This is a genomic window from Microcoleus sp. B4-D4 (genome assembly GCF_036705185.1).
Taxonomy (GTDB): Bacteria; Cyanobacteriota; Cyanobacteriia; order Cyanobacteriales; family Microcoleaceae; genus Microcoleus.
Genome location: NZ_JAUBTX010000055.1, coordinates 17245 through 41698, shown reverse-complemented (window position 1 = coordinate 41698; position 24454 = coordinate 17245). Strand labels below are relative to the sequence as shown.

Below are 24454 nucleotides of genomic sequence, written 5' to 3'. Positions count from 1 at the left end.
TTGCGATCGCCTTGGCACACCTCTATTAGTTAAACCAGCACTCGGCTATGGCAGTATCGGAATTTCACTAGAGTCGGTTGTTGAAAGCGATGAACAGGTGAGTAAACAGGTTCAGCGATTGGTGCAAGGGGTACACGAGATGCAGTTTCCACCGGACAGCATCTTTGTAGAACGATTTATCAGCGGTCGTGAATTTACAGTTTTCCTGCTAGGTGATTCCCAACAACCGGAAAGCCTCAAAATCTATCCGCCGATTGAATTGGTGTTTCATTCCAGCTTGCCTGAAACCGAACAATTTCGGTCTTACGATAACTTCTGGGGTGAACACCTTGAAGAATCTTCATCGTCATCCTCGGAACCGTTTTACCATTGCCAATCGGTAAATTCGGATTTGAGCGAAAAACTCTGCGAGATCAGCAAGCGTGCGTATTGTGCGCTTGGTGGCAACGGATATGCGCGAGTAGATATCCGCATGGACAAAGATTCTCAAGAGCTTTTTGTTCTGGAAGTTAATGCTAACTGTGCCATTTCTTCGATACCTCTGACTGACTTCTCCGACCTAAACCAAACCTCGCTTGGCACTATCTTGCATCTGGCTGGTATCCCGTTTGCACAACTGATGTCAGAAATGATCTCTGAGGCTTTTGATCGGTATTCTACCAAGTCGCCTTTGGTGAGCAAATCAGCGTGAGCTTGTATGGATAAAACCTTCTAAAGTTTAAGTCTTATTTGTCCTCAATTTGGTTACATTACCAGTTATTGATTTATGTCAGATTCTCAAACAGTTAGTGCATCATACCTGCGGGGTTGCTCTGAAGATTTAGGGAAAGGGTTTTGGCAGCAATGGCAGCAGTATCAAGATTATCTTCACCGTTGCTGCATTAAGTGGATGTGGGGGAACCCGACTGATGCTGAAGATGCCCTGAGTCGGACGATGCTGAAAGCTTGGGAAAAGGTGCAAAAGTTTGCCGGGAAAATTAATAATTTTAAGGCATGGCTGACGACGCTGACTCGCAATCTGTGCGTGGACATTTATCGTGAACGCAGTCGGGGGGCGAATCGAGTTGAGGATATAGAAGGTTACGCATTTAGTGAGGAGCAAGGACTGCTACGGAGTGAGGATACCCCAGAAAATGTTTTGGAGACTGGCGAAAAAAGGATGGTGATTCGTCGTGCGATTGACAATTTACCTCCTCGGTTGCGCGAGACGTTTATCCTGCACTTTTATCAGGAATTGTCTTATCCAGAGATTGCCCAACGGCAAGAGATTTCCTACCAGAATGTCTGCAAGCGCATATCCCAGGCGCGGGCTATTCTGCGAGAGGAGTTGAGGGGATATTTTATCGAGGAGGAGGGGACGGATAGGGATAAATCTGTTCCACCAACTGCAACGGAGTCGGCAATTGGGGAAATGCCCCAGGGGAATGCGCCAGTTGAAGCGACTGTGGGCGAGACGGTGACGTTATCCATTGCGACGGAGGAAGTGGAAAGTGTTGAGGGTGAGGAAGCGATCGAGGTAGCGCGTGATGTGCAGCAGTCTGAGTCGGTGATGGTTGGGGCGACTTCTGAGGGGATGTTACAAGTAAAGAGTGATGGTTGTCGGTGCGTTGAGGCGGCGCTGTGCGAAAGGCTGCTTACACCGATTTTGGCGTTGGCACAATTTGATGAAGAAACTGGATGTTGAGGGAATTCCTATTTGGCGGTGCAGAGGATGCAACAACAGCATCAGGTGGGGAAAGTTGTGGGAAAATTTGTGCGATTGTTGCGCTCTCCTCCTTGGGATCGTGTTGTTCCCTATTTTCAATTCTTTGTCAAGAGTCTGTCGGGGATGAAGATGAGGTTTCGTTTCTTTTGAGTCAAACTTCCTCAAATTAGCTTTATCCCAAGGGTAACTTTTTGCGATGTCTTACGGCAAGGCTCACGGGTGTGTGAGTTTGCTATCAGTAGGGAAACTGGAATTAAATCAGTAGTCACACCGTGAGAGCCTGCTCTTTTCAGAAATCGCAAGCTTTAAGCGTTATATAGATGTAAACCCAAACCTGGAGAAGACTATGAGTAACAATCAACTAGTTCAAACCACTACTATAGCGCTTGACAATGAATGCCTTAACTACGATAGTATTTTCCCAAAAGACGACACAGGTTATGTGGTTACTCCGGCTGATTTGCCTCATGTTTTTATTTATAAGGAGCGACTTGATCTGACCAAACTAGACTTTAATCGAGTTCCTCACGATCAAATAGAGTCTGTCACGATTTTTGCATTCTGTATAGATATTCCTTATTTATCAGAAAATTGTTCTGATCCTATTTTAGTGAGTGACTTACTATTTCTAAACGCACACTACGAAATTCGTCAAAAAATTTCTATCCCCGTTCATCGCCGTCTGTGCATAATTTCACAATCAATCCGTAATAATTTTGAGAACCCAAATTGGAATATAGAAGTTAAGTCTTTTGTAAAAAACATAGAAAAAAATGCCCAAGTATGTCCATTTATACAGACACCTGAAGGCTCAGATTGCCAAATAATTGCTATTCATGACTCCAAGCCGAAGGTGTACCGTATTAGGTCGATATCTAAAGATAATTGGACATCAAAACTATTGTTTCCATACCCAAGTCCAAGGTTATTTGATCGCTGGGAAAATAACAGCGATCAAGATAATGATGAATTGCAGCTACTACATAAACAAGCTCTGATTGATTCGATTGATGGCTTTGAAATTTCTCTATCTACGTGTCTGATTTTGGCTAATTCTTTTTCCAAAGATGCTCGTTCAGCAGCGAAAAAATATGTTCAGTGGGTTCTGGATATTCTTCCGCAAAGCAATAAAAATATCGGAGACATTGATATTATCAGGATGAGTGAATTAGCCGCTTTGTCATCTGAGTTAGTCGTCATGCTTGATACTCCCTATACTCCAGTACCGTATTGCTCACCAGCAGTTTATAAAGAATACCTTAATCTGATCAAAGAACAAGCAACTTTAGTTCAGTCGAAAGTTCGCGGCCTTATCAGTCAGCAGAACACATCCAATCTTCTGGATGGGTTAAAAAAGCTCAGCCTAAATATTGAACAAAATGGTGATGCACTGCTCGCATTCATTAAAGCAACAGCAGATTACCAAGAAGCGATGGCTGCTAACTATGAAAAAAATAAATCGCTTGCTCAGGAGGATGTTCGTAAACTAACAGTAGAAAAAAATAATCTACTTAACAAAATAACGACTCAAGGGGAGAATTTTCAAAAGGCTTTGGAGAATTTTAAAAAAGATGCTGAAAAAGATGCTGAAAGGCAAGCAATTATGGCTTTCGTTAGTTTAACCGCAACGGTTCTTTCTGGTGGTGCTACCTCTGTTGACAGTTTTAGCAAATTAACGGAGGCAGCAAGTAAAGTATCAGCCGCAGCAGAAGCCCTACAGAGAATAGCAAAATTTGCACAGAATATAGCGAGACTTAGTGTCGCTTTGAAGTTGTCTTCTGAAGCAATAAAACTAACTTTGGAAATCATAAAATTTCCAAAAGATTTTGATAGTTCAAAACTCAATACCCTTAAAAAGGAATTAAGCAAAGTAAAAGGGAACATTAAGGAAAATAAAATGCCCACTAAGCTAGAGTGGGATGTAATGTTGGTGGATATAAAAACAGTCCTGGGTAATATTAACTTGGCTGCTTCCTCAAGAAACACCGCAATAGGTGAGTTTGAAAAACTTGCTCTTCAATCCAAAACTTACTTAGAGACTGAAGCCCAAATTGTTAGAATGGAAAAAGAGATTGCAGAGAGTGAGCGACTAAAAGTAGCAGCAAAAAATCAAAAAGAAGCCTTGAACAAAATATCTATTAACTCTCTCACTTTAGAGGTTGGACGTGACTGGTCTTGGCTGATTTGTCAGGCTCAACTTATTGAACGAAAGTTATTATTGATGTTCATCAGAGCCTTCAATTTACTAGACTCTGCTATGCAGTATGAATTTCTACAGGCTTCTAATGCGGAAAAAGCTTCCAATTTGGAGTTGATTAATCTAACTGAATTACTGATCAATCAACAAGAACGAATGCAAGCTGCGTTAACAAGTCAAGCGATGAAGCCCAAGTCATTGAAGCCAATTAAATACAAGGTGTGGGTAGCTCCAGAAAAAGTAACTCATGGTAATTCTTTCACATTTGATATTCCTTTAGATGCTAAAGAATTTAAAGAGTATGTCAGAGTTAGAGTTAAAAATGTTGATGTCGCTTTTGAGAAATCAATTAATACATCAACGACGGTGCATATTGATACCAGCTCTGGAAAATATATCTTAGAATGGAAATTTAATGGCAATCCTTTCTACGATCGTGACTTCAACCGACAAACAAAAGCGTTCAGCATGATGTCTTGTAGAGGAATTAACGAATATATTAGTGATGTGCGCGAAAGTTCAGATGAATCTGTTACTTATGAAAGCGGATGGAGTAGTTACGATCCTCTAGTTTCCCAAATTACTCCCTTCTCGCAGTGGTCGGTAAATTTCCCTGAAGTTTCAACTAATGAAGAAATTAATTTCAAGATGATAGAAATATGTACAGACCGCAAAGGAAAAGAGCATATAAACATAACTGATTCAGTCGAGCAAATCTGTATTGTCTTGACCTTTGACGTGGAAGCATTCATCGTCGATGAGAAACTTAAAACCCAATTAAACTCGCTGAAGTTGCTTTAATTTTCCCAACTCCGCCACAATATCCTGTACGATGTCAAAGCCTCAGCAGCTAGGCTGCGTGAAGCGGATCTATTTCGTAGGGAAACACCACTCTATTTTTATTTGAATTAAGACAACTTTAAAGAAGTTGAGGGAGCGATCGCCCATCTATCTTGAATCAAAGCCATTGTAATGGGAGCGCGATTTATCCATCAAGAGATCGCCTCTTTCATCCTTCTGCTTTTAGCCCACTGCATAGTCACTCATTTCACGCATGAAAGGAGGATGAAAACCCATCACACTATCTTGTTTTGGCACACCCAAATCGACTAAATCTGCCGCAATATCATGCTCCGTTGAATTGCAAAAAATCCAGATTTTCTCATGGCGAATATCAAGATGCATTACACAATGATGTACCCAACGCTTATGTAGCCAGCCTAGATGCACAATTTGATAGCGATCTCGCTGCGTATCAAAAATAGTCTCAACCTCAATATCACCATAAGCTGGCTTAATTTCTGCGTAACCCATCAACAATTGCTGCACAATTTGCTGATAGTTCGTTAATTTATCCGTCACTCCTTCCATAGTGAAATTGGCTCCAATTCAATGTCGTAAACAATTATTTTTACGGAATCTTATTGCAGCATTGATGCTGGAAAATCAAGTTGAAAGAAGCTGTTATAGATTAGATCGGGCACAGCTAGATAGAGAATGCGATTGGGTTCTTCACGACGCAATGCAGCCCGATAGTTAATAAACTGCCCCAGCGCTGTATGAAACTCTGAAATTGTCGATGCACTAGCTAAAAAACTTTTGACTTCAACCGCAATTTTCTCATCTCCTCGCTCCGCTGCCAGTAATCGTTCTGCCCCCAAGTCAATTTCCCTATCTACGCCACCTACTTTTATCTGAAGCGGATCGTGAGTCACATTCCACCCATCTTTAGCCAGAACCGTCTTAACAACTTGATGAAAACGATCCTTAGCCACAACAGACGATCCGATCTAGAGGTGCAATTCAAACCTATCACACCAAGCTGTCTCATGCGATATCGCGTAGGAGTTTGAACCTCCGGGCAAGTGAGGCACGGGTGTAAGCTGTGAAGAACGCCATTACCCCTACCCATTCCCCCAACTGAAAGAGTAGCAGGCTGTCATCGAGTCGGTTTCTTGGAAAATGCGATCGCCTCCAGGACTGCGCTTTGTGCGATCGCTTCTTTTATGACATCCTGTGCGCTAGCGCAATAAGCTGCCAATTTTTCAGCTTTGGAATAAGGGGTATGAGGCTGATACAACTTATGCTTTGACTGTGTTGTTACCTCGAATGGTTCAATTTATTTTATCTTCAAAAAGTTATTCACGGAAGATTTACACATTACAGGAGTATTCTGATTGACATCCTCCTTAAGAAATAAGTTATATTCGTAATATGTATGAATTTAGGCAACGATCCGACTTTTCCGACTTGACAATCCGACTTTCCCGACTGACGCGAGAGGAGGAGAGAAGCCATGATGAAGACTCTTGATACAGTCTTGAAACTTTGATGCGCTCTTCTTTAAACTTTAGATAAACAGTGTATTGCAGGGATTAACGGCGACTACCAAGAGAACAAATGGCAAATAATATTGATTCATCAACGCCTCAACTATTGTGCATTCCTCAGTTATTTGAGTTTCAAGTAGAACAAACTCCTGACAGCATCGCCGTGATTTTTGAGGGGGAAAGCCTCAGTTATCGGGAATTAAACCATCGAGCGAACAAGGTAGCGCATTACCTAATTTCTTTAGGAGTGGAACCGGAAGTTCTAGTTGGAATTGGTGTGGAGCGTTCCTTAGAAATGGCGATCGCACTGCTGGGTATTCTCAAAGCAGGTGGTGCCTACGTCCCCCTAGATCCAACCTATCCGCAACAGCGACTGTCCTTGATGCTAGAGGATGCTCAACCACCAGTGCTGTTAACTCAAAAACGGTGGCTAGAAAATCTTCTCCCACACGAAGCAAAAGTGGTTTGTTTAGATGCTGATTGGGAGGAGATTGCCCAATACAGCGAGCAGAACCCTGACACCTGCATGACATCTGACACTCTAGCTTATGTCATTTACACTTCAGGCTCTACAGGGCAGCCAAAAGGAGTTCTAATTCCGCATCAAGCTTTAGCCAACCACAGTGTTTCCATTGCCAAGCACTATAATTTGCAGACAACAGATCGGATTTTACAGTTTGCTTCAATTAGTTTCGATGTTGCAGCAGAAGAGTTATTCCCTACCTGGTTAAGCGGGGGTACTGTCGTTCTTCGTCCTGATTCTGTAACTCCAACTGTTGCAGAGTTTCAAGCACTGATAGAGCGAGAAAAGCTGACTGTTCTCAACCTGCCTGCTTCTTACTGGCATGAATGGGTATCTGCTTTATCTAGTTCACAGGCGCAATTACCTTCCACGCTGCGCTTAGTTGTGGTTGGCAATGAAAAGGTTTTGCCAGAGCGATTGATGAATTGGCAGAAAATCGCTGGTAATCGCGTCCGCTGGCTTAATGCTTATGGACTGACTGAAACCACTATCACATCCACGCTTTACGCACCAGATATCTGGAAAGAATTGCCGGATGTTAACTCCGTACCTATAGGTTGTCCCATTGCCAACACCCAGGTTTACTTGTTGGATGAAAACAAAAAGCCTGTGCCTAAAGGGATGACGGGCGAATTATATATTGGCGGTCTTGGTTTAGCAAGGGGCTATCTCAATCGTCCCGAATTGACCGCGGCACGGTTCATCCGCAATCCTTTTAGTGATGAAGCCACTTCTCGCCTCTACAAAACTGGGGACTTAGCCCGTATCGGGAGCGACGGTAATATCGAAATCCTGGGGCGCATTGATAACCAAGTAAAAGTACGCGGCTTCCGCATCCAAACGGAGGAAATCGAAGCAACTCTCAATCAGCACCCACTGGTGCAAGACAGTGTGGTAGTGGCTCACGAAGAAAAATCAGGCAAGCAACGCCTCGTCGCCTATGTCGTTCCCAAACCCAAAAACACTCAGGTAGAACTATGGCCCTGTCCGGGAGACTACCGAGTTTATGATGCCATCCTGTACTATGCCATGACCTATGACCATGTGAGAAATCATAGTTATGAGGTGGCACTTAAAAAAGTTGTTAAGGACAAAGTTGTTGTAGACATTGGCACGGGTAAGGATGTTGTTTGGGCGAAATTCTGTGCCGAACATGGCGCTAAGAAAGTTTACGCCATTGAGATGCAATTTGAAGCTTACGAACAGGCAACGAGTTATGTCGAATCTCTGGGGCTGTCAGACAAGATATCGGTAATTTATGGGGATGCCACGCAAGTGCAACTCCCTGAAAAAGTCGATCTGTGTGTTTCAGAACTGATTGGCGTAATCGGCAATTCAGAAGGGGCGGTTTCGATTCTCAATGATGCCAGAAGGTTTCTCAAGGAAGATGGAATGATGATTCCCCAGCGCTGCGTGACTAACATCGCTGCTGTTTATCTTCCTGAAACGTTTGCCAGTCAGCCTCATTTTTCGGAACTATCGGGTTATTACACTCAGCAGATTTTCAACCAGCTCGGAGGGAAAATACCCTTAAGGGTATCTTTCCGAAATTTTCCTCAGTCAAACATCATTTCCACTGTAGATGTTTTTGAGGATGTGGATTTCAATCAAGTCTCTAATCCCGAATATGACCGACAGATAAGCCTTACCATCAATCTAGCTGGCAAAATAGATGGATTTTTGTTATGGCTTAATTTACACACGGTTGAGAATGAAGTCATTGACAGTCTAGCTTATGTCGGAAGCTGGCTACCTGTGTATTTTCCAGTGTTTAATCCGGGGATTGAAGTGGCTGCCGGAGACAAAATTGAAGCCGTTTGTAGCGCTCAGTTGAGTGAAGACCAGTTAAGTCCTGACTATCACATTCAAGGCTATTTGCTCAAACAGAGTGGAGAACGCATTGAGTTTGAATACGATTCTTTTCTCTACAAAACTCCCTCAAAAAGCAACTTATTTTACGATCGCCTATTCGCGCCAGAGGTAGTGTTAAACAAGCAACCAACTCCCGGAGAGCTATGCGATAAAAGCCTAAGCGCCTACTTGAAAGAGCGCTTACCAGCTTATATGCTTCCTGGAGGGTTTGCGTTCTTGGAGTCCCTACCATTGAATCCTAACGGGAAAGTTGACCGCAAAGCACTACCCACTCCAAGAGACAGCAGACGCATTGAACCAACTGCATTTATAGCTCCCCGTGACACTTGGGAACTTCAGTTGACTCATATTTGGGAAAACGTGCTGGGTATTCACCCCATCAGCGTTACAGATGACTTCTTTAACCTGGGCGGTGACTCTCTATCGGCAGTACGCCTGATGCTGGAGATTGAGCAGCATTTTGGACAAAAGTTATCGCTAGCGACGCTTTTTCCCAGTTCGACGATTGAGCATTTGGCAAGCATTCTGCGTCAGGCGACGGGTTCTAGCTTGAGTTCTCCTTTAGTACCGATTCAGCCAGATGGTACAAAGCGTCCTTTTTTCTGCGTTCATCCCATTGGGGGCAATGTGCTCTGTTACCTGGATTTAGCTCGTCATCTGGGTGAAGACCAGCCTTTTTACGGTTTGCAAGCGTCGGGGATTGATGGGAAAGGGGAGCCAAAGAGCCGGATTGAAGATATGGCTAGTTATTATATCGAGGCAATCCGCGAGATTCAGCCGCAAGGTCCCTATTTGCTGGGAGGTTGGTCATTTGGTGGAGTGGTAGCGTTTGAGATGGCTCAACAGTTGTACTCATCTGGTGAGCAAGTGGCGCTGCTTGCTTTGATAGATAGTTCAGCACCCCACCACAACAGTCAAGCGATGGAGGTTGATACTGCTGCCACACTAGCTTGGTTTGCTAAGGATTTGGGCAGTTATTTTGGGAAGGAGCTTGCTATATCGATTAGCGCTCTCCAATCGCTTGCACCGGATGAGCAGTTGAGCTATGTGCTGGAGCGGGCAAGGGCGGCTAACGTTGTGCTTCCTGATGCTGGAGTGGTTGAAATTGGCAGTCTGCTAGAGGTTGTTTTGGCAAATCGTCAGGCTGAACGCACCTACACGCCAGTTGTTTATCCAAACCAGATTATGGTATTTCGTGCGGAGGAATCGTTTGGGTTAGAGAATTCAGACCCCACAACGGGTTGGAATCAGTTAACAGAAGGTGGAGTGAAGATTGATATAATTTCTGGAGATCATTACACCATCGTCAAGGAGCCTCATGTGCGAGTTTTAGCGGAACGGCTTAAGGTTTGCCTTGAGCAGGCAATGAAGTTGTGTTTGAAAATCGAAGTCATGCCAGTGTAATGAGAAATTAAAGTTGCTTGGCATAAAAAGGTTTACGTCTTGGAAACTGTTTCATCCGGTGCATCGATAAGAGAGCGGTTACCTTGCTTATCTGTACTCACTATCGGATGTTTTTTCACTTATTCACTTAACTGCATTAAACGCGAATCCCACTATGCTCCACCAAGAACAAAAGCAACGCTCTAGCACTTTTTCATATCAGCCAGCGCTTACGTTGGGCAATGGCAGTTACCGTCATTACTTTCTGAAAAAGCAAACGCATAAACCTCTGCCACAACTGTTCAATGTGGAAGAATTGAGTAAAATTCAGCTCGTTGACGGACAAAAAGTGCTGGTCGATGCAGTGACTAAAACCTACACCGAATTGTATACCGAATGCGAATTTCCGGTACGCGGACAAGGCACAGTCTTGTTCGAGTTCAACACAACGCAGCCGTTTCGCATCGTGTTGAGTGATCAGAAGGTGCAGTCAAACGGTCAGCGATCAGTGCTGGTTTTGGACGTTGGTGATAAGCATACCTACTTCCGAAAGCGCAACAATGATGAGTCAGAAGATGTACTGAGTTCAACCACCGAGATGCGAGCACTGCTCGAATCGGGAAAAAAGCACAAGTATTGGATTAGCCTTGACAAGAAGAATCGGAGACTTCGCTTCGGAAAGGGTTATATGCATAGCCAGCTGTGTGTGTTCGAGTTTTCCTTCTCTGATGCAGGAGCGGCAGGGAAGGAAAACTCATTCGCGTGGATTGAGAATATACGTTATGTCGCCCTGTGTGGCGCGTGGAACGAAATTGACGTGAAAGAAATTCAGCACGAGTTGTGGCCACTTCCAGTCACCATTGACCTGCCACCCTATATCATCAGGAACGAAGTCGTGACGCTGGACGAAATGGAAAGCTGCTTGGTTACTGTCGTCGAAAACTTGCCGCAAGAGTGTCAGCATCTGTACGCGAACGTCGCAGCTCCCAACATTTTGCTCAATTCCCCAGATTTCCCAGATTTTGCGGATGCGATCAACCACAGTATTATCACGCCAGGTTGCATATGTTATGAAATGTTGAAGTCTAAGGCAGGGGAGTTCGGCAAAAGCGACCCAAAGGCGACATACCTGCGCGTCACTGTGGGAGTAGATCGGGGGGATTCCCCAGGAATTCCGTATGTCTTGGAAATTTGGCCAGGTGGACATTATTCGCCCATTCATTCCCATGCTAACAGCTACGCCATCATCAAAATTCTGCACGGAGAGATTGTGGCTGAATACTATCCGGAACTCAGCATTGACCAGCAGGATTACTTTACGTGTGCCTACCTGAAAAAGGGTGACGTGACGTGGCTCTCCAACGATTTCTACCAGACACATCGTTTGTATAACCATAAACCAGAAGGAGAGATGTGTGCCACCATTCAGTGTTACGAGTATGGGGGAAACGATCGCACACACTATGAGTTTTTCGATTACATAGATGAAGAGGCGAAGCAGATTAAGCAGTTCACCCCAAACACGGACTGGTCATATGGTGAATTTAAGCACAAGCTAAAAGAGGAGTGGAGCAAGTACAAATCACGGTAGGAATTCCAGCTTTTGCTGAAATTGAACCTCGTACTCCTTTACAGCAAAATCAGAGCGATCACTCCTCAGCCTAATTTGATTCAGGAGTCAGAGGAGCGATCGCTCCTTGAGCCAGTTTCCCTATACTCGATACTCGTCCTCGTGCAACAGCTTCAGGGATAGCTGCACTATCTTCTTGCAGTTCCTCTATCTGAAAGGCGATTGCCCCTCTCTGAGATGATGGCACTTAAAAATCCGAGAGGCGATCGCAATAACTCAAAACTAATCCAATCTTTTACGATACTTGTATCAAACTGACACTCTAGGAAATCAACATGAAAATTTGCGTTCTGCAACCTGACTATTCTCAATCAACAGTAGAAGCAGACTACAAAAACTGCGAACCGCCACGTAACCTTTCTCATCTACTACCACAAGACCAGGTAGACCATGTATTTCTCAACAAAGCGACAACGTATCGTCAGCTAAAAGATTTAAAGAAGCAAGGTTACGATATTTTTGTCAACCTCTGTACGGGATGTTTGGACTGGGATGTTCCCTCTATTGATGTCATCGTTGCCTTGGAGCAGCTTAATTTGCCTTACACGGGTCCGACTTTTGACCTCTACGATCCAGGCAAGGAGTTAATGAAGTACGTTGCTTACATTGCAGGAGTACGCACACCAGCATTTGTGAAAGCTGAAACGTTAGCTGATGTTGAGAGGGCTTGTCAAAACTTGCAATTCCCCCTGTTTGTTAAACCAGCAGCCTCATCAGACAGTCTGGGAATTGACCATCAATCCTATGTAACAACAAAAGAGGCATTACAGAGCAAAGTGGCTGAACTCATAGCCAACTTTGGTCAAGTTCTAATCGATGAGTATATACCTGGGCGAGAGTTTACAGTCCTTGTGGCTGCTAACCCTGAAGAGCGCCGCTCTCCGATAACGTATAAATCTCTAGAGTTCGTCTTTCCGGAAGGAGAACAATTTAAAACCTACGATTTGAAGGTGCGACAACATCACCCAAAGCGTAATATTCCTTGTTCCGATTCAGAACTTGACCTCCGCTTGAGAGACGCTGCTAAGAATATTTTCTTAGCTTTTAACGGTGCTGGCTATGCTCGTCTAGATTTTCGAGTAAATGAGCAAAAAGAAATTTTCTTTCTTGAAGTTAACTTTAACCCTTCAATTTTTTTTGAAGGAGGCGCAGAAGCATCGGCTGACTACATTTTAAAGTATGACGATGTAGGTGCATCAAGCTTTCTCAAACATATTATGGCGGAAGGTATTATCAGATACCAACGCCGTCAGAAAAAATTTAAAGTATGTGGAAATGCTATTTCTGGCTATGGCATTTATGCGGTGACTGATTTGAAAACTGGGGAAATTATCTTCCAGGGAGAGGAGTATCCAAAAAGGATTGTTACCCGTGATTATATCCAATCCCACTGGAGTGCATCAGAGCAAGAAGAGTTTCGGCAGTATGCTGTTCCTTTGAGTGAAGAAGTCTTTATGTTTGGGGACGAAAACCCAGCCAACAGGATACCACAAAACCACTCTTGCGAACCCAATATAGGCTACCGAGGACTCAATATATACGCGCTCAAGGATATTGCAGCAGGAGAAGAGTTAACCGTAGACTACGCAACAATCGAGAATGAAAATTTTCCCGAATTTCAGTGTCAGTGTGGGTCGCCTAAGTGTCGGGGAATTATTCGCGGCACACCTGAAAATTCTGTAACTCAGCGCCAAAAGAAGTTAAAGAATTCACAACTAAAAATAGAGGTGGCTCATTCTCTATATCTGACCTGAATGACTTTACGAGAATAGGGGATAGTTGTCAATAGAGAATTCACGTACACAGCCTATCTCTTTTTTCACAATAAGTTAAGGAATGAAAAATACAGCGCTTCCCGCTATTATGAGGTACAGTAGCAACACTTAGTAAACCAATTTTTTAAATGTACAGAATTGATTAAGTGGAGGGCAACCGCAATGATTCTATCAATCATTTCTGGGGTCGTAGGAGCAAAAGTTCGCAAAAAAGATTTAAGTTGTGACCACCAGAGTTCAATGGGATTAAAATCAGGAGAGTACGGGGATAAATAAATAACACGCGCACCCACAGCTTCAATCATTGGTACAATCGGCGCAACTTGATGAGCTGGTAAATTATCCATCACGACTACCGCTCCTTTCCATAATTGAGGGCATAAACAACGCTCGATAAATACAGAAAATGCTGCTCCGTCCATTGAATCATTCAAGGTCATTACTGCTAGCACTTTGCTTAAGCTAATTGCACCAATAACTGTCACTTTAGCTGCTCTATAAAATGGTTTGAAATCACAGGCTCTTGTTCCCACCTGTGAGCGGGCATGAGTTCTATTCAAACCCAGCATAATTCCGGTTTCGTCCAGAAATACTAGGTTTTCAGGCTGGACATCTTTGATTTTTACCCAATACTCCTCTCTTAATTTTAAGACTCTTTCTGTCCCTGCTTGGCTACTGTACCACGTTTTTTTTTACGATTGAGTCCTAATTTTTGTAGGTAGCAGCTTAGGGCACTCCGACTCACCCAATTTCCCGTTTGCTGTGCAAATAATTCACACAACTCAACCAAAGTTGCATCCTGATGAGCCGCCACCAATGCTTTAACTTCAGCCTCTGCATTGGTCAGATGACTCAATTGTGGTTTCCCCCTCTGTTTCGGTTGTAAGTTACCCTCAGCTTGTTGCTGTTTCACCAGTTTTTGTACTAGGCTTTTACTGACACCAAACCTGGCAGCCACTTTTCTGATTGAGATCTTTTCTGCCAAGTGTGCTGTCACTATTTTTTTTCTGAGATCGAGGGAATATGATTTCATAGGCTTTGACTATTCACTCATCCAGTGTACCTCATAACAGCGGGAACCGCTGTAAATAAGGTGACTAATAGAGCAATAGTTTACCTTGGATCAAGGCTTCTGGGGTTGAATTGTGCAAGTTATTAATTTTTCTTTCCTAAGTAATTTCCAGGTTCTCCAGAGAAACAAAAGAGAAGATAGTTATTCCTATACAGTGAGAAGTTTACCCGATTATCTCAAAATCACTGAATTTATTGGTTTTTCTGAAAGTAATTAATAAATATATTGCCTATTATAGATGGCTAGCCCTCTTCCTTACGCTTCTGTAGCGATTTGCTCTCAAAATATTGCCGAGGGCAAACGTAAAATGAAGAGGTTTTTAGATGAGCATTCTCTCAATAGGGAAGAAGATAGGTTTATATGTGAGGACTAGATTATTGGCTCTACAACTAGGAGCTAGGAATCTATTTACTTGCCAGTGTCGAGAAGCAAGGAACTCTGGCAAATGAGACAGCCAGCGATGATGTCAGGTACATTACACTCTGTCAATGGTGTTTCTGATAAAGACCACAGCTACGCTCGCCAGAGCAAGAGCTACAGGATTTTCAACCGCTTAGCGCTCACATTGAAACCCCAAAGCGTCCTGCGTATTGTGGCGCGGCTAGCAGTGTAATGGTTCTGAATGCGCTCGGCTTGATCCTGCTCGCTACCGCGTTGAGAAATACTCCAGACAAATGGAGTAACGCAGTTGAGAGTGGGATAATGATGACTGCAAGCAGAGAAAATATTGGGCTACGGCTGGCTGGCAAGGTGAAGCTAGCCTGATATCAGTTTCTTGTTGGGGCTAGACGATCGGACGAATTAATTAGGCATTGAGCCGACATACGCCACAAAGTCCTTGTTTTTCGTGTCCATAGGATGCCATTTCACGATGCCCCCATCTACCCGCCCTGGCTGCGTTCATCATCGCCGTGACTTCGGACTCTAGTCAATATTCCTGGTCGCGAACTTCAGAAGATTTCTTATTATTATTCGACTCTCTAGCTTTTAGAAGTCGGGCATTATCTTGAGGCAACGGTGTATTAGGCATCTTAGAAACCAACTCAGCCCCAACCCAGCACAACAGATTTATCTATAATATTTATCCATAATTTTTGAATTTGAGATCAGAAAACGCGCTCGTATAACTTTCCCTCAACGGGTTAAGACAGAAAAACCCGGACTGCCACCATATAGGCTATCCCGGCTTGAGTATACACGCCTGCATGAAGATAGAACGGCACGGCCAGGCAAAAATACTCACGCAACAGGAAATCGAGCTTTTGTTCAACAAAGGTTTGCAAACCTCACGCGATCGCACGCTCTTCGGGGTTTGTCTCTACACCGCCTGCCGCATTGCCGAAGCTTGTTCCCTGATGGTCAAGGATAGCTACTATTAGGGGTGAAGTGAGCAGTCGTACAGAAACTTACGAATCGGCTGAAAGTTTTACTGGATAAGCATTCTAGGAATCACTCTTTTTGTCTTTCAAAAACTTGAAGAGTTAAAAATTAAACTGTACCAATTAAAGCATAGATTTTTTGGTACAGCTTTTTTGTACGGTACAGTAAGGATTAGAGACTTTTAAATTTCAGACAGATCAATTGGTACAAGTTTATAAGAGGCGAGCGCAGTATTCAAAACGACTAATCAATTTCTTAGCGTAAGTTTCTGTACGACTGCTCATTTCACCCCGCATACTGCATCGAAAAGTATTTGTTGAGTTTGCTAAGTCTGCTAAAACTACGAGGGCGATCGTTTGCCTAATTGAATTTTTGTTCAATACTGAGCGTGTTGTGGCTCTACAATACAAACGCTCCTCTTTATTGGAGAAGTTTTTTATATTTTGGTATAAATATATCTCTGAACATTGCTATTGCTATCAGTGATCCTGCTTTTTGTGCAAGCTTCCTATCTGCATAAGTTTGAGTTCTCATGCGGTTTTTGTTGCTAACAAGCCCCCAAATTCAGCTAACAATTAAGCTGAGCTTGCACAAGTTTACTCGCACATTCTCAGAAAAAACAGCCAAAAACAGCCAAAAACTCACGAAAAATCAGTCCTAAAAAGTTAATTTTGAGGTTTTTTCCTGTCCCGGTACACTTAATATCAATTTAATAATTTAACAGCAAGCTCTACACTCCAATTTTAGGCAAATGTAGTAGAGGCTCAAAAGTGGTAGCATTTATAGCAAGCTGTACTTTCACAATTGAGCAAGCCGAACTAATTGAAAGCTGTTAAGGTTGCCTAAAAATTGCCGCCTCGTTATTAGCCATTCAGCTATTGCATATTAATGTATCGGACAAAGGCGGTAGCCGTTTTCTAGCAAGAGTTGCAGTTAAGTTTGTTTGGCTTTATTGAATGCAGTGCTACCGCACTTTTGTACAAAAAAAGCGAAGTGCCTCAATATTTTTTTGCTGCCAGAATGCTCTAACAGTTACTTCGGCAACCCAGTGAATTTTGTAGTCAAAGTAAATGCGGCAAAACTTGTTAAACTAGGCAATGAGAAGGCAGTGACAATTGTGTTCGCGATGGTACGGTTGTACTTGATTTCAGAGAGAGCGCGTGAGCCTCGCGCCTCTAAGTTTTAGGCCGTAACGATGCTACCCAAGTTCAATGGGGACAGTTGCGGCAATTGATGCCAGTGTTGCCACAACTGTCGCCACAATAGTATGAGCAATCGGCACAGTGGGATATCGGGTAAAATTAAGCCCTTTGTCACACTTGGTTAACATCCATCAGTGGCATTGATTGGGAGGCACAGTTGAATATCGGGTAAAATTAAGCCCCTTGACACTCCATCTCTAGTTTTTAGGTGTTTGTGGCGATAGCTGCTTCGATCGATTCAAAGCCTAACCTTTGTGGTGATTTGAATTGTTTTGACTTTAAAAACTACAACTCGCGATTCGACTCCGCTGCCCTTACTCGAACATCCGAATCAGCCTGCAAGTCGCTACCACTGGCTCACCATTGATGCTATCAATCCAAGTACACTTTGACCAAAACAATGCAGGAAAATCGCACTTACTCATTCACAATTTTTCGCTAAAATTTGGGAGGAAAAAAGAGGAGAAACCAGCACAGTTATTACTCGTTACACCTCGTAATTCCTACTTTTTCGGTCACAATCAGTATAAATACTTATCAGTTTTTGTAAAGAATTGTTGCTTTTGACGCGATTTTTGGTAATTTAGACCCTTCTGAATCCTCCTCAATCCTCGTAGTTAGTACCCTAGTCGCATAGCAAGCCATGTCAAATAGACGTTATAGGGGGTAAAATTGAGCACTCTTTGCAAATTAAGGGTTTTTGCAAGATTGCTATGAGAATTGTTGGTAGGCAGGACTGGCGCTCACGCACACGACAACAGCCAAGGCAAGAAAGTTTGATGGGGCAGTTTGGACAAGGATAGAACTGTGCTCCTGCCAGTCGCTCTTGAAGTCAGGAGCGAGCCTGTTGGTGTACAGGGCAGCCGCCTTTACGAAGGAGCATTGCCGGGCACGACACAAGCCAGTTGGTGCAGTTCGGCATTGGTGGCGAATGCCCGACGCGAGCGCGCGCCCGCTCTCCTGTTTGCAAGCGAAGCAGCCGGCTGATGGCTATGATCATCGCGAGGGAATCGTTCGTTCGATAGCCAGCAAGAGCGCGATCGCCTTGCACTTAGGATTCCCCATTCATAAGGGTGCATCGTTTTTATTTAAAAGTAATAAATAAGGTTTTGTACGGACAAAAACATTGCTTGCTACCGAGAGAGAACAACTATAACCAGTCCCAACAGGTCAAGACACGAACAGCACAAAAAAGCAGTAATTTGGCAGGAAATTGCAGGCATTTGCAGGATATTTTCAGGTAAATGCAGGTAAAGTGCACCCCCTGCAAACGCCTGACTTTATACTGCACTTGCCTGACTTTATACTGCACTTGCCTGACTTTATACTGCACTTGCCTGACTTTAGCTGACGCAACAATTAGTGATTTTTTAGCGTTTTTAACAAAAAGTGAATTGATTTAATAATCAAGTTACAGTATCTAACTTGAATTAAAAATCAAGTTAAGCAAGTGTGAGAAAATTGGCAACACAGCAGCCGTTATGTCAGCCTTGACAGTCGGGTGAAATATTATTGTCGGGCCCGCGCTTTGCAATCGGCTAAACTGTTATTGCCCGAGCGAGCTTGACAGTCGGATAAAAATTTACCGCCTGACTCGGTTTACAGTAGTCGCTCGGTTTACAGTAGTCGCTCGGTTTAGAGTAGTCGCTCGACTTCCACCTATTAATGGCGGTTATAATTCTCCACGTTATTAATACAGGCAGTAATCTCTAGGCGTAAAGAGCGATCGCTAATACATTCCCACAAAAAATTAGTTCGCCGTCCTGTCCCATACCTTACCGCTCTTATTGATGTATTTGGGCTTCAGTAGCCACTCGCGAGTCGGAACTGATTCCATATCAACAGGGGTTGAACTGTGGGTAAGCAGTATGCTCAATATTGATGGGGGTGGATAGTTTTCTCTGCACACATTAGTCACGGTTTGTGATCACAAAAACATTGCTTGCTACTGAGAGAGAACAACTATAACCAGTCCCAACAGATCAAGACACGAACAGCACAAAAAGGCAGGAAATTGCAGGTGTTTGCAGGATATTTTCAGGTAAATGCAGGTAAAATGCAGCCCCTACAAATACCTGCAAACGCCTGACTTTATACTGCAAACGCCTGACTTTATACTGCAAACGCCTGACTTTAGGGCACACAAAAAATCAGCTAATTTTTTTGGTGGCGGCTTCGATCGACGGTGCGAGTGGCGAACAGATAAGTCTGCTGGCGGGCGATCGAGTTACCGCATCAAGCCGATCACCTGGTTCATTCCGTGTCAGCACGAAGAAATCAAAAAACGGGGCAACGATCGGCAATCCGCTTGAACCGGGCAAATTCTGTCGCGCCGACAACCGCCAGAACATCGGCGGTGGGTTGTGGGTTAAGCTAGGACACTTTTTTGCGACATCGAGGTGCAACACGCGCCATCGTGATATTGCTGGATTTTGCGTACTTGCAAAGGAATTTTTGACGGTTGTCCAAGTACCCCCAAATTCCACGCGACAGCATTAATGGAGTTCGATCGCACGCGCCAAGGCTTAGGCTCCAGTCTCGCCCGGAAAGTACCTTGCGTTTTGCACAGTTGAGCAAACAATGGGTCGGCGTCAAGTTTGTCAAAAACTTCCGCCGCATCTTTTCCCCGCGCATCCCAAGTCCGGGACAATTCAAGCAACCTAAGCCCGTTTTTCGTTTTATAAACCTGAAAAGCCAGCCCCGAATACTTGGTGAATGCTTCAATCAAATTCACAGCCGATTTGATATCCCCGCCGAATCGCGATCGGCAACTCATGTCCTCCCCCTCGATGTCGATATCCACAAACATTACGGAAGGGGAATTAAGTACCAGAACCCCGTAAGAGTTTCGAGTTACGATACCCCCGCCAACACGCTGGATGATCGGCTCCATTAAAGTGTCATACTCCCCAGAGAACGTGACATTGTACCAGGTACTACCCATCCCAAAAATAACGCCCTCTACCACGAGATTTTCCTGTTCCGACAGGTACGGAAATCGTGAGAGCAAGTGCTTTTCCAGCAACGATAATTGCGGGTTCCACTTGATCACTGATTCAGGATTGAGATTCAAAACCACGCCCTCTACTACATCCTTAACTTGCTCAATCGCCCGTCGTTTATCGCGCTTGGACGGCAGAATATCGGGAACTCGACAGGCGGCCACCAATCTCCGATTTAAGACCGTTAATTCCTCCCGCAACTCCCCCACGTTGGGCAATTCCGTCTCGTACTCAGAAAGAGTTCTAAACACAGACACGGGAGATTCTAATTTTTCGAGTTTTTGGTTAGCGATTGCGATCGCCAGTTTTGCTTGCGAGATTTGATACGCACGATTGTTTGTGAGGCGGTCGGTTGCCAATTGGATCAACGTTTTGCTTGCAAACAGGTAAGTGCGATGGAATTCGAGAAAAGTTTTCATGGGGTAACTCAAGTATTTGGGTAAACGACGGGTGTGGGGAGTTCGCCTAAAAGCCACAGTCAAGGGAATCTATCAAGCCTTCGCCGTGTTTTAGTTGCCACAATTCGCCTATCCGATCGCGCACAATTGCGTCCTCAGTCACTAGCCAAGCGTTTATGGTGGTGGCGTCGTATTTAGTCCCCGGTGCTTGCCAGCCAAACATCTGGGTGAGTAGGTTTTGCAGTTGTTCGCCATAAAATTCGTCCCACCAAACTGTTGCAATTTCTCGCAATATTTCGGCATCGGCGGGGGCGATAATTTCTGGCTCTGGCACGGGTTGGAGGGGGTTTGGTTCTTGCGGATTGTCGCGAGCGGCCATCGGCTTCGCCGTCAGTTCCGAGAATATTGCTTGCTCCGAATCGGTCAAAGCGGCCCAAACTTTCTCGCGGTTGGCAGCTCCCCTGGTACAGACATCTTTAAGGATTGGCAGAATGTCTGCCGCTGCCCGTCGTGCAGATTCGGGGTCGGGTTCTGCCGTTGCTATCCGAATCATGTCCAGCAGGTTGAGTTCATCTTCGTTGAGTTCAGAGTGCGGGGTTTGACGGAGTTTGTGCGGGGTTTGTGCGGGGTTTGTTGCGGGGTTTAAATCTTCTACTGGTAAGGGTTCTGGTATTTTGACGGGGTTGACGGGGTTCAAACCTACTTTTTCTATTTCCACTGCTTCTGTTTCCTGGTTCGTCTTGTGGCTTTCCTCGTGTGATGCAGAAGTTTCGGTTTTATTTGGAATGTTTAAAGGGTCTAAACCCCGCAAATGGCTGTAATTCCCGTCTGGCAAGGATTCTGAACCCCGTCGTAACCCCGTCGTAACCCCGTCAAACCCCGCATCATTGGTAGGAGAATCTTCAGGGATAAGTGCCGAAAGTACATCAGAATGAGTGGGCGATGTTTCCCCTTCGGTGCGAAGTCTTAGTCCTTCAATCCAACTGCGACCACGGGAACGCTGCCACTTGACTCCAGTGAGTTCAAGGTAATCGTTGCAGAGCTCCGAGAGCATCTTTGGATACTTGATATGAGAAACTGCTTTGAGGTTGGAGTCGCACCAATTCTTGTAATGTTCGTAAATCTTGCCCGTAGGTGTCGAGGCAGTCGGGTCTACAATCAAGCAATCATCAAAGTGAGCTGCAACGCTGTTGGTTTGCAGCTTCATGTCCCATTCTTCGAGCTTGAATTCTGCAATCTGATTTTTGCCTACCCCTTGAATGCACTCGGTAACTGTGCTGTCAGAAAGGCTAAGAGCCACGGCAATGAGTTGAGAGATTTCTTCATCCATCTCCGCTTCAATGTTTGAATTTCGCAACACCGCTGGTAAGGGATTGTCGAAGTGAACAAGACACAAACGGCGGTCTAAACCAGTTGTATCGCCTACGAAAATCGGGTTGTTACTTCCAATGATTAGTAAGCCGTAGAAAAAAGCATCAGAGGCTGGTTTATATACCTCCCGGTAACTGACGGCATCGCCACCAGTCAAGGACAATATCGCATCTACACCCAAAGCAGTGCGCTCATCTGGACAGGCTACCAATTGCTTGTCGATAATACTGGCAATTGTTGAGCCGTCATCCATATTTTTGAGTTTGCATCCTTTCCAATTCTCTCGACCTACTATTTTTTGAAGTAGTCGAATAAATGTACCCTTTCCGCTCCCCGGCTTACCGATTAAGTGAACGAGCATCTGCAAGTCAAAAAATCGAAACTTAAGCAATCCGTTGATGATTGCCAACAGTTTGAGGATTTTCTTGCGGTTGCCCTGCATTGCCGTATTCATCCATCGGTAAACCTTCGGGCAGTTTAGTTTTAACGTCTCCAACACCTCGCTGCTTGTACTGCCTGTGAGAGGCTTGTATTCATAAGGAAGGTGTGAAGTAAATCCCATACCCGGCGAGTGGTCTAAGCGTGTAAACCTGCTAGCATCGAGCACGTAATTATTGAAATTGATGTAACGCTTCCTGTCCCAAGTTTGCCAGCGAGCAACCCTCAGTCTTTTGGTTAAAAGTTTGAGTACGTCAGTTAAGTAGGCGTCCCCGCTGTAAGGAATATTTTTGGCATCAATTACGGTCATTAGTAGAGTTTCAAAATTGCCTATTTCGATTTTCTCCCATTCTTTGCCAGTCCATATTCGCCAAGCTTTTTGTTCATTGTCAAATTTCCAGTGATGCCCGTATTCTTCGGCTATTTGCGCTGCTGTTTCGCGGGGGGTAATAGGTTTAGTTCTGTCCTTTCCATTTTCGGCATCACTCTCTTTCTCGCCAAACAGTTTTGCTTTGCTGAGGATTGCTCGGAATTCCTCAATCCCTTTGTGCTGAATAAAATCATCCATGCCTTTAGTATTTTTCACCTCGCCGGACTCAATCACTGAGGCAGCGGCCCAGGCTCCCGTGATACTTCTCACTGGCACATTGAATTTAGCCAATTGCTTAGCCAATTTCTTCTCGGCCGCCCGCACATTTGGATTTGTGGCCGCATCGGCATCAAAGCCAATGATAAAGCCAAAGCCAGCCTCTGCGAGCTTTCTCAGCGCGGGTACTAGAAATCGCTGATTTTCGGGGTCGCGGGCTTTACCTGTGAGGCCTTGCTCTACTCCCAGCAAGGAAATTGTGGGGATGCCATTTGAGCACCCGGCAAGGGCTTTAAATACTCCCTCAGTAAGGAGAATATAAGGCACATCATTGATATAAAAAGCTTCTCGCTTTAGGGCTTCAATCTCCCAGTAGAGCGGGTTGTCGGGGGATGGGGGGACAAAAGCATCGAATTCTCCGACTGACGTTAAATACTTTGGTGGCTCCTTCTTGCCTCGCTTCGGTTCTCGGACATCAGGCCGGAATTGTACTTGCCCATTTTGCCCTATGAACAGGATGCCCGCCGATTTTGTCGAAATCCCATAGAGCGAAGCTTGGGCGATGCTGGCACTGAAGCTGCATTCGCGGGCCCAAGGATTGAGTAAGCCTCTGCCTTCGATGTGGGCTTCATGCTCAGGGGATAGGAATTTTTCGTTAACGCTGCACAATACCCCGAAGCCGCTTAAGTCTACTTGCCCTTGTGTTGTAGGGTGCTGCTGGATTGATTGATCAGAAGTGGCTATCATTTCAGCATCTCGATCACTCTCGGCTTCGATGTGGCCTTGATGCTCTGGCGTGGATTGCGCGGTATCAAATCCTTGATTTTCTTGCGTAGATTCTGTGGTGTACATTACGCCGCACCCCCGATCGCTTCAAAGGTGACCCCAAACAATCCCCGGTTATGTTTCGTATTTACCGGAGTTTGTGGCAGAATTGAGATGTAACAAAGCTTTGCAGGCTTTTGAAATCTATAGGTAGCGCTCAAACTCAGAATTTGCTCGATCGCACCGCTACAGATGGCACAAAGACTAGCCAGCAAGCTAGCATCAACCGCAAAAACAGCGCAAAAATAGCGCTTTATTCTTTTTTCAATGTATGGCATGATAGGGATAGCAATCGGCAATCTTTTTAGGATGCCGAGTTGATGTGTGGTTAACTTTTGTCGTTCGCCTGCCAAGACTTAGCGACAAAGTATGGACTATTTAAGATAAAAAAAGATGCGCTGAAGCCCTTATGCTGCCAGCGCATCTTCGTTTTGAAATCGTGTTTTAGTTTTCGATTCCATGTGCTTGTCAAGTTGATTTAAGTAAATCCAAAGTCCTTCTTCAGTAAAGGCAGATCGAGATACTCCAAAAGAGACAGCATAATTATCAAGCGCCTCTGTTAATTCCGGGGAAAGCGCGAAAGATATTCTCAGTTTTCTTGTAGTTGAAAGCATAAGCACCTTCTTAACTTTTGCTAGTTGTCAGTTTTCACTCTAATTTCCGAATCATACGATCGATAGGTTTTGCCCTCGATCGAATCGACTCTTTTTAATTTAGCAGATAACATTAAGAAGTTCGTAATTTTAGGGGAAAAATTTTAAAGCT

General features: G+C 44.4%; 16 protein-coding genes and 2 pseudogenes. 9 read left to right on the top strand and 9 right to left on the bottom strand.

Translation table 11 applies throughout. The features are described from left to right. The 3 genes from QUB13_RS26370 to QUB13_RS26360 all read left to right on the top strand — a co-directional run. Positions 1-691, top strand: a 691-nt coding sequence (locus QUB13_RS26370; RefSeq protein ID WP_333386884.1) for a hypothetical protein, incomplete at its 5' end; no start/stop codon positions are given. Positions 692-766: 75 nt separating this feature from the next. Then, complete coding sequence (locus tag QUB13_RS26365; protein ID WP_333386881.1) at positions 767-1684, top strand: RNA polymerase sigma factor; 918 nt, start codon at positions 767-769, stop codon at positions 1682-1684. A gap of 367 nt (positions 1685-2051) precedes the next feature. After that, positions 2052-4703 carry a hypothetical protein gene (locus QUB13_RS26360; protein ID WP_333386878.1) on the top strand — a complete coding sequence of 884 codons (2652 nt, stop codon included), beginning with the start codon at positions 2052-2054 and terminating at the stop codon, positions 4701-4703. A 222-nt stretch (positions 4704-4925) separates the two neighbouring features. Here QUB13_RS26360 and QUB13_RS26355 read toward each other — a convergent pair whose 3' ends face one another. Further along, positions 4926-5273 carry a XisI protein gene (locus QUB13_RS26355; protein WP_333386875.1) on the bottom strand — a complete coding sequence of 116 codons (348 nt, stop codon included), beginning with the start codon at positions 5271-5273 and terminating at the stop codon, positions 4926-4928. A 50-nt stretch (positions 5274-5323) separates the two neighbouring features. Continuing rightward, complete coding sequence (locus QUB13_RS26350; RefSeq protein ID WP_333386872.1) at positions 5324-5677, bottom strand: XisH family protein; 354 nt, start codon at positions 5675-5677, stop codon at positions 5324-5326. Positions 5678-6302: 625 nt separating this feature from the next. On the opposite strand from QUB13_RS26350, the gene QUB13_RS26345 reads away from it, so the two are divergent. Together QUB13_RS26345 and QUB13_RS26340 are read left to right on the top strand one after the other, a co-directional pair. Further along, on the top strand, positions 6303-10031 hold the full coding sequence (locus QUB13_RS26345) for an amino acid adenylation domain-containing protein (RefSeq protein ID WP_333386869.1): 3729 nt from the start codon (positions 6303-6305) through the stop codon (positions 10029-10031). Positions 10032-10185: 154 nt separating this feature from the next. Beyond that, positions 10186-11601: a hypothetical protein gene (locus tag QUB13_RS26340; RefSeq protein WP_333386867.1), complete on the top strand. Its 1416-nt coding sequence runs from the start codon at positions 10186-10188 to the stop codon at positions 11599-11601. Positions 11602-11671: 70 nt separating this feature from the next. Here QUB13_RS26340 and QUB13_RS26335 read toward each other — a convergent pair whose 3' ends face one another. Continuing rightward, entirely contained in the window at positions 11672-11827 is a 156-nt protein-coding gene (locus QUB13_RS26335; protein ID WP_333386864.1) for a hypothetical protein, read from the bottom strand. A gap of 88 nt (positions 11828-11915) precedes the next feature. On the opposite strand from QUB13_RS26335, the gene QUB13_RS26330 reads away from it, so the two are divergent. Then, entirely contained in the window at positions 11916-13394 is a 1479-nt protein-coding gene (locus tag QUB13_RS26330; protein WP_333386861.1) for an SET domain-containing protein-lysine N-methyltransferase, read from the top strand. A 107-nt stretch (positions 13395-13501) separates the two neighbouring features. Here the strand turns inward: QUB13_RS26330 and QUB13_RS26325 are convergent. Beyond that, positions 13502-14038 (bottom strand): annotated as a pseudogene (locus QUB13_RS26325) (transposase); the annotation flags it as partial. A 23-nt stretch (positions 14039-14061) separates the two neighbouring features. Continuing rightward, a complete protein-coding gene (locus tag QUB13_RS26320) occupies positions 14062-14448 on the bottom strand; it encodes a helix-turn-helix domain-containing protein (protein WP_333386858.1) in 387 nt (128 codons plus the stop codon). Between the two features lie 576 nt (positions 14449-15024). Here QUB13_RS26320 and QUB13_RS30550 point away from each other — a divergent pair. The 3 genes and pseudogenes from QUB13_RS30550 to QUB13_RS26310 all read left to right on the top strand — a co-directional run. Further along, positions 15025-15252 (top strand): annotated as a pseudogene (locus QUB13_RS30550) (phytochelatin synthase family protein); the annotation flags it as partial. A gap of 440 nt (positions 15253-15692) precedes the next feature. Next, a complete protein-coding gene (locus tag QUB13_RS26315; protein WP_333386855.1) occupies positions 15693-15866 on the top strand; it encodes a hypothetical protein in 174 nt (57 codons plus the stop codon). Between the two features lie 3248 nt (positions 15867-19114). Next, the gene (locus QUB13_RS26310) at positions 19115-19381 is read left to right on the top strand and encodes a hypothetical protein (RefSeq protein ID WP_333386854.1); all 267 of its coding nucleotides are present in this window, start codon (positions 19115-19117) and stop codon (positions 19379-19381) included. 56 nt (positions 19382-19437) lie between these two features. Here the strand turns inward: QUB13_RS26310 and QUB13_RS26305 are convergent, their stop codons facing one another. The 4 genes from QUB13_RS26305 to QUB13_RS26290 all read right to left on the bottom strand — a co-directional run bounded on the left by QUB13_RS26305 (position 19438) and on the right by QUB13_RS26290 (position 24303). Next, positions 19438-20490, bottom strand: coding sequence for a hypothetical protein (locus QUB13_RS26305; protein WP_333386851.1), 1053 nt, complete (start codon positions 20488-20490; stop codon positions 19438-19440). Positions 20491-20536: 46 nt separating this feature from the next. Continuing rightward, complete coding sequence (locus QUB13_RS26300; protein ID WP_333386848.1) at positions 20537-23716, bottom strand: DUF3854 domain-containing protein; 3180 nt, start codon at positions 23714-23716, stop codon at positions 20537-20539. Further along, the gene (locus QUB13_RS26295) at positions 23716-23967 is read right to left on the bottom strand and encodes a hypothetical protein (RefSeq protein WP_333386845.1); all 252 of its coding nucleotides are present in this window, start codon (positions 23965-23967) and stop codon (positions 23716-23718) included. Before QUB13_RS26295 ends, QUB13_RS26300 begins: the two co-directional genes overlap by 1 nt. A 129-nt stretch (positions 23968-24096) precedes the next feature. Beyond that, entirely contained in the window at positions 24097-24303 is a 207-nt protein-coding gene (locus QUB13_RS26290; RefSeq protein WP_333309820.1) for a hypothetical protein, read from the bottom strand. Positions 24304-24454: the final 151 nt, after the last annotated feature.

Excerpts from the sequence above, each read along its gene's own strand:
- QUB13_RS26315 (WP_333386855.1), top strand. The coding sequence starts at position 15,693 with ATGAAGATAGAACGGCACGGCCAGGCAAAAATACTCACGCAACAGGAA.
- QUB13_RS26295 (WP_333386845.1), bottom strand. The coding sequence starts at position 23,967 with ATGCCATACATTGAAAAAAGAATAAAGCGCTATTTTTGCGCTGTTTTT.
- QUB13_RS26310 (WP_333386854.1), top strand. The coding sequence starts at position 19,115 with ATGCAGGTAAAATGCAGCCCCTACAAATACCTGCAAACGCCTGACTTT.
- QUB13_RS26340 (WP_333386867.1), top strand. The coding sequence starts at position 10,186 with ATGCTCCACCAAGAACAAAAGCAACGCTCTAGCACTTTTTCATATCAG.
- QUB13_RS26355 (WP_333386875.1), bottom strand. The coding sequence starts at position 5,273 with ATGGAAGGAGTGACGGATAAATTAACGAACTATCAGCAAATTGTGCAG.
- QUB13_RS26365 (WP_333386881.1), top strand. The coding sequence starts at position 767 with ATGTCAGATTCTCAAACAGTTAGTGCATCATACCTGCGGGGTTGCTCT.
- QUB13_RS26290 (WP_333309820.1), bottom strand. The coding sequence starts at position 24,303 with ATGCTTTCAACTACAAGAAAACTGAGAATATCTTTCGCGCTTTCCCCG.
- QUB13_RS26305 (WP_333386851.1), bottom strand. The coding sequence starts at position 20,490 with ATGAAAACTTTTCTCGAATTCCATCGCACTTACCTGTTTGCAAGCAAA.
- QUB13_RS26330 (WP_333386861.1), top strand. The coding sequence starts at position 11,916 with ATGAAAATTTGCGTTCTGCAACCTGACTATTCTCAATCAACAGTAGAA.
- QUB13_RS26300 (WP_333386848.1), bottom strand. The coding sequence starts at position 23,716 with ATGTACACCACAGAATCTACGCAAGAAAATCAAGGATTTGATACCGCG.
- QUB13_RS26345 (WP_333386869.1), top strand. The coding sequence starts at position 6,303 with ATGGCAAATAATATTGATTCATCAACGCCTCAACTATTGTGCATTCCT.
- QUB13_RS26320 (WP_333386858.1), bottom strand. The coding sequence starts at position 14,448 with ATGAAATCATATTCCCTCGATCTCAGAAAAAAAATAGTGACAGCACAC.
- QUB13_RS26360 (WP_333386878.1), top strand. The coding sequence starts at position 2,052 with ATGAGTAACAATCAACTAGTTCAAACCACTACTATAGCGCTTGACAAT.